The 4796-nt window shown below is 44.7% G+C and carries 6 protein-coding genes; 4 read left to right on the forward strand and 2 right to left on the reverse strand.

All coding sequences use genetic code 11. The features are described from left to right. Positions 1 to 70: 70 nt before the first annotated feature. The gene (locus QT974_RS23790) at positions 71 to 439 is read right to left on the reverse strand and encodes a translation initiation factor (RefSeq protein ID WP_333470884.1); all 369 of its coding nucleotides are present in this window, start codon (positions 437 to 439) and stop codon (positions 71 to 73) included. Positions 440 to 870: 431 nt separating this feature from the next. On the opposite strand from QT974_RS23790, the gene QT974_RS23795 reads away from it, so the two are divergent. Further along, on the forward strand, positions 871 to 1011 hold the full coding sequence (locus QT974_RS23795) for a hypothetical protein (RefSeq protein ID WP_333470885.1): 141 nt from the start codon (positions 871 to 873) through the stop codon (positions 1009 to 1011). Positions 1012 to 1126: 115 nt separating this feature from the next. Here the strand turns inward: QT974_RS23795 and QT974_RS23800 are convergent, their stop codons facing one another. Continuing rightward, on the reverse strand, positions 1127 to 1375 hold the full coding sequence (locus QT974_RS23800; RefSeq protein ID WP_333470886.1) for a hypothetical protein: 249 nt from the start codon (positions 1373 to 1375) through the stop codon (positions 1127 to 1129). A gap of 228 nt (positions 1376 to 1603) precedes the next feature. Between QT974_RS23800 and trpB the strand changes: the two genes are divergently transcribed. The 3 genes from trpB (at position 1604) to QT974_RS23815 (ending at position 4546) form a co-directional block, all read left to right on the forward strand. Continuing rightward, the gene (trpB, locus tag QT974_RS23805) at positions 1604 to 2845 is read left to right on the forward strand and encodes a tryptophan synthase subunit beta (RefSeq protein ID WP_333470887.1); all 1242 of its coding nucleotides are present in this window, start codon (positions 1604 to 1606) and stop codon (positions 2843 to 2845) included. A gap of 203 nt (positions 2846 to 3048) precedes the next feature. Continuing rightward, a complete protein-coding gene (locus QT974_RS23810; RefSeq protein ID WP_333470888.1) occupies positions 3049 to 3558 on the forward strand; it encodes a CAP domain-containing protein in 510 nt (169 codons plus the stop codon). A gap of 349 nt (positions 3559 to 3907) precedes the next feature. Further along, entirely contained in the window at positions 3908 to 4546 is a 639-nt protein-coding gene (locus QT974_RS23815) for a ribonuclease D (RefSeq protein ID WP_333470892.1), read from the forward strand. The last annotated feature ends 250 nt before the right edge of the window (positions 4547 to 4796 follow it).

Raw genomic sequence — 4796 nt, forward strand, 5'->3', positions numbered from 1 at the left:
ATATGAGATTATAACTAATAACTTATATGCGGTCATGCTTCTTCAGGCTTCAAAACCCAGATGCACCCAATTAGCCGCCGCTGATTTTAGCTTTGTAGCCCAATTTTTTGAGAATTTCGAGGAGCTTTTGCTTGTGTTCGCCTTGAATTTCAATTTCATTATCTTTAACCGTACCGCCCGTGCCGCATTGAGCTTTTAGCTGCTTGGCTAAATCTGCTAAAATTTCAGGTTTTTCTTGAAATCCGCTGATGACTGTAACTGTTTTGCCGCCGCGTCCTTTTCGGGATGCTTCTACTTTCAAAGTTTGTTGATTCGGGGCAACTTCCGGGGTTCCTCGTTGGAGGGCTGCTGAGTTGTCAACGCTGCCAAATTCGGAGTAAACTATTCGTTTTCCTGATTGGTTATTGGGATTGGAGTCTTGGCGTTTTGATGTACTCATAGTAGTTTGGTATTTGGAAATTTTCTGTGGGGTGGGGCGGGTTTATTTAGCTTGTCAGTAGGATTTGAAATTGTTGGGTCGCGGGCCCCTACAGCAATTGATTTTGAGCGTACATTTCCCGGTTGGGATTTAATTATATCGTTTATGGTTGTTTCTGGAGGATTTAAGCGCAGAGGGCGCTCTTGGCGCCAGGAAGAGATGAGAGGGGATAATTCTGATGTTAAGGGATTTGATTTTAAAAGGCGATCGATATAATGTTACATGACTTACCCATTGTGACCAAACAAAGAAACCCGGTTTTTGAGAAAATCTCTACGCCACAATGAAGTATTGCGGTAAAAACCCGGTTTCTGACTGCGATAGTGAGTTGCCTGCTGAATGTACTCCCGATCGCCATATTATAGAAATTGGCGATCGACTGCGATAAAATTATGGAAGTACACCCCGTCAGAAATTTGACGTTACGCTACACTCTTTCGGATTCGGCTAAGCAGTATCATGAAACGCTTGACAAAATGCTCGCCGATGAGGTTAATCTAGACGATCGGCTGTGTGGGGGCGGGTCGATCTAGATTGTTTGTTGGTATTAAATATTATTCGTAAAACCCGCCACTACGGCAATTGATTCTCTGGTGGTAGAGCGCAAATTCCCCGTTCTCAATTGAATTAGCAGTCGATCGATCTAACTCAATCTAGCGGAGCGCGTATGTTTTCTCGTGCCTTTGAAAGAATATTTATGTAGTCTTTAGAAAATATTACTGATACAACTTTCTCCAACACTGCTTCAAGATCCCAAAGAACACGTTGTTCCGCTTGGTCTTCAAACAACGAAGGATGTTCTTCCTGATTAAATCTAAATAACCATTGAAGCAATACAAGGGCTTCATCATCGCTAAGACTTAAAGACACATTTTTATTTCCTTCTGTAGATTCCATGCCGATCGCCCTCCATGTTCTTGAACATTTTGTAGTTTTGCAAGATTCAGTTTCCAGCCACTAATAAATTGACCCGACGGAGAAACCCTTACAGAAGAATATATCGAAGGCTAGAACGAACTTCCGCCATCGAGCGCGATTTCTGCCATCCCTCCCGATCTTACCCGATCGCCCGTAGCCCCATCCACTAGATATAATGAAATCTGTCCCATTATCCCCACAAAGTCCGTGACAGTCACACCCCTGCGTCTCACCACCGAAACCACCACCGCCCAACGCCCCGACTCCCTCGGCAGATTCGGCAAATTCGGCGGCAAATATGTCCCCGAAACCCTGATGCCGGCTTTATTCGAGCTTGAAGCCGCTTTCCACAAATACCGCAGCGAGCCCGAATTTCAACAGCAACTCCAAGGATTACTCAAGGATTATGTCGGCCGCCCCAGCCCTTTGTATTTTGCTGAACGCCTCACCGAACACTACGCTAAACCAGACGGGACTGGCCCGCAAATTTACCTCAAACGCGAAGATTTAAACCACACTGGTGCTCACAAAATTAATAATGCTTTGGCTCAAGCATTGCTCGCAAAACGCATGGGCAAAAAGCGCGTAATTGCTGAAACTGGTGCCGGACAACATGGCGTTGCTACGGCCACTGTTTGCGCTCGCTTCGGCATACAATGCGTTGTCTACATGGGCGTTCACGACATGGAAAGACAGGCTTTAAATGTATTCAGAATGCGCTTGATGGGTGCGGAAGTACGGGGCGTTTCGGCTGGTACGGGAACTCTCAAAGATGCTACTTCCGAAGCGATTCGCGATTGGGTGACAAATGTCGAAACAACTCATTACATTCTTGGTTCGGTAGCGGGGCCCCATCCTTACCCGATGATGGTGCGCGATTTCCATGCAATTATTGGTGAAGAAACCCGCGCTCAGTGTCTAGAAAAGTGGAATGGTTTGCCGGATATCTTATTAGCTTGTGTGGGCGGCGGTTCCAATGCTATGGGTCTTTTCCACGAGTTTGTTGGGGAAGAAACTGTGCGATTAATTGGTGTTGAAGCGGCGGGCGAAGGTGTGGATACTGACAAACACGCTGCTACTCTGACTAAGGGAACTGTTGGTGTTCTGCACGGGGCGATGAGTTATTTGTTGCAGGATAATGAGGGTCAAGTGATTGAGCCACATTCGATTAGTGCGGGTTTGGATTATCCTGGTGTCGGGCCGGAACATAGTTATTTGAAGGATGCTGGTAGGGCTGAATATTACAGTGTTACTGATGCACAAGCTTTAGATGCTTTTCAGCGGTTGTCGCAGTTGGAGGGGATTATTCCGGCTTTGGAAACTGCTCATGCGATCGCCTATTTGGAGACTCTGTGCCCGCAGCTAACCGGCAGTCCGCGCATTGTCCTCAACTGTTCGGGACGCGGTGACAAGGATGTGCAGACTGTGGCGAAGGTTCTGAATATCTAGTTTACCGGAATTTCGGGCGATCGCACTGTAGGAATGGTCAGACGGCGGTTGAAACCGCGTCTGTACAAACGATGTCCGCCGGACGCCGACTTAGAAGATAACGTAATTTTCATCATCCGTTCTTCAACCCGCGTCGGCGGGTTTTGTTTCTGTCGCCGCGGTTTCAACCGCCGAGTCTTACTTATCTTTATCTCTAATAGTTCATGTCCAAAGCATTGGTTTTAATGTCCTTAGGATTCCTAGCAATCTTACCTAATTGTGCCGAGTCCATTCCTGCGCGATCGCTCCCAGAAACTTCCATGAATACTAATATTGCTGCTACAACTTCAATTGCTGAGTTAGAAAAAGCTGTTAACCAACAGATCAATCAATATCGAGCCTCGAAAAAGTTGCCGCCGCTGACTGTCGATCCGCGAATTAGTCAGATAGCCAGAATTCACAGCGAAAATATGGCAAGTGGGAAAGTTAAATTTAGCCACGATGGATTTGACGGGCGGGCGAAAGCAATTACTGTTCCCTATCAAAGTGTAGCTGAAAATGTTGCTTACAATTTTGGCTACAGCGACCCGGTTCGCAATGCTGTTGAGGGTTGGATTAAAAGTGAGGGCCACCGCAAGAATATTGAGAGTCAATTTAATTTAACTGGTATTGCGATTGCCAAAAATGCCAAAGGGGAGTATTATTTTACTCAGCTTTTTGTCCGCAGTCGATAATTGGTTATTTGTGATTGGTTATTGGTTATTGGTTATTGGTTATTGGTTATTGGTTAAGTGGTTGTTTGTTAGTGGTTAGTGGTTGTTTGTTCCACTAACAAGTAACAAGTAACAAGTAACAAGTAACAAGTAACCACTAACCACTAACAAGTAACAAGTAACAAGTAACAAGTAACCACTAACCACTAACAAGTAACAAGTAACCACTAACAAGTAACAAGTAACCACTAACCACTAACAAGTAACCACTAACCACTAACAAGTAACCACTAACCACTAACAACTAACAACTAACAAGTAACAAGTAACCACTAACAAGTAACCACTAACAAGTAACAAGTAACCAATGATGGAATTTCCAGATTTTCAAGTGTGCGATCGCGATATCTCCGATGCTCTGCTATCTTATTATTTGACGGCGGAGGATCTCGCGGTTGATACGGAAACTATGGGTTTGATGCCGTGGCGCGATCGCCTGTGTTTGGTTCAGTTGTGCGATCGGCATGGTAAAGTGGCGGCGGTGCGGATTGCTAAAGGCCAGACGGCGGCACCGAATTTGAAAAAGCTCATGGAAGCTGAAAATATTGAGAAGGTCTTTCACTTTGCGCGCTTCGATCTGGCAACAATGCGTCACAATTTAAGTATTGACATTGCACCTGTTTTCTGCACAAAAATAGCTAGCAAGTTAGCCAGAACTTATACTAACAGACACGGACTTAAAGAGTTAATCCAAGAGTTGGAAAAAGTAGAACTCAATAAAACTTCTCAAAGTTCGGATTGGGGAAATTCCGAGCATCTTTCTGATGACCAATTGAGCTACGCCGCTAACGATGTTCGATATTTGCTGGGCGCTAAACAAAAGTTGACTGCTATGTTGCAGCGAGAGGAACGCTGGGAAGTTGCACAGCAATGTTTTGGGTGTTTGCCAGTTTTTGTAACTTTGGATTTGTTGCAGTACGATAAGATTTTCGAGCACGGCTCATCTTAGGTGCGATCGCACAACTGCACTCACATAGGTTTGATCGTTCGGAATGCGAGTCCTTCTTCAGATTTGGATGAAGAAGGACTCGCATTCCTCACTACGAACCTAATTATGATTATTGTTATTTATTTGACCGGGCTAGATTTAAGTTAAATAAATTTCAAAACTTACAAGTATTTTTAATTAGAACTCCTCGGGATTGTGTTCCTGCATCAAAGCTTCTAGTTGATCGTCAACATTTCTGACAACTTGTTCC

The organism is Microcoleus sp. BM001215392 (assembly GCF_036700185.1).
Taxonomy (GTDB): Bacteria; Cyanobacteriota; Cyanobacteriia; order Cyanobacteriales; family Microcoleaceae; genus Microcoleus.

Coding starts and splice junctions, on each gene's coding strand:
- QT974_RS23810 (WP_333470888.1), top strand. CDS start 3,049: ATGTCCAAAGCATTGGTTTTAATGTCCTTAGGATTCCTAGCAATCTTA.
- QT974_RS23795 (WP_333470885.1), top strand. CDS start 871: ATGGAAGTACACCCCGTCAGAAATTTGACGTTACGCTACACTCTTTCG.
- QT974_RS23790 (WP_333470884.1), bottom strand. CDS start 439: ATGAGTACATCAAAACGCCAAGACTCCAATCCCAATAACCAATCAGGA.
- QT974_RS23815 (WP_333470892.1), top strand. CDS start 3,908: ATGGAATTTCCAGATTTTCAAGTGTGCGATCGCGATATCTCCGATGCT.
- QT974_RS23800 (WP_333470886.1), bottom strand. CDS start 1,375: ATGGAATCTACAGAAGGAAATAAAAATGTGTCTTTAAGTCTTAGCGAT.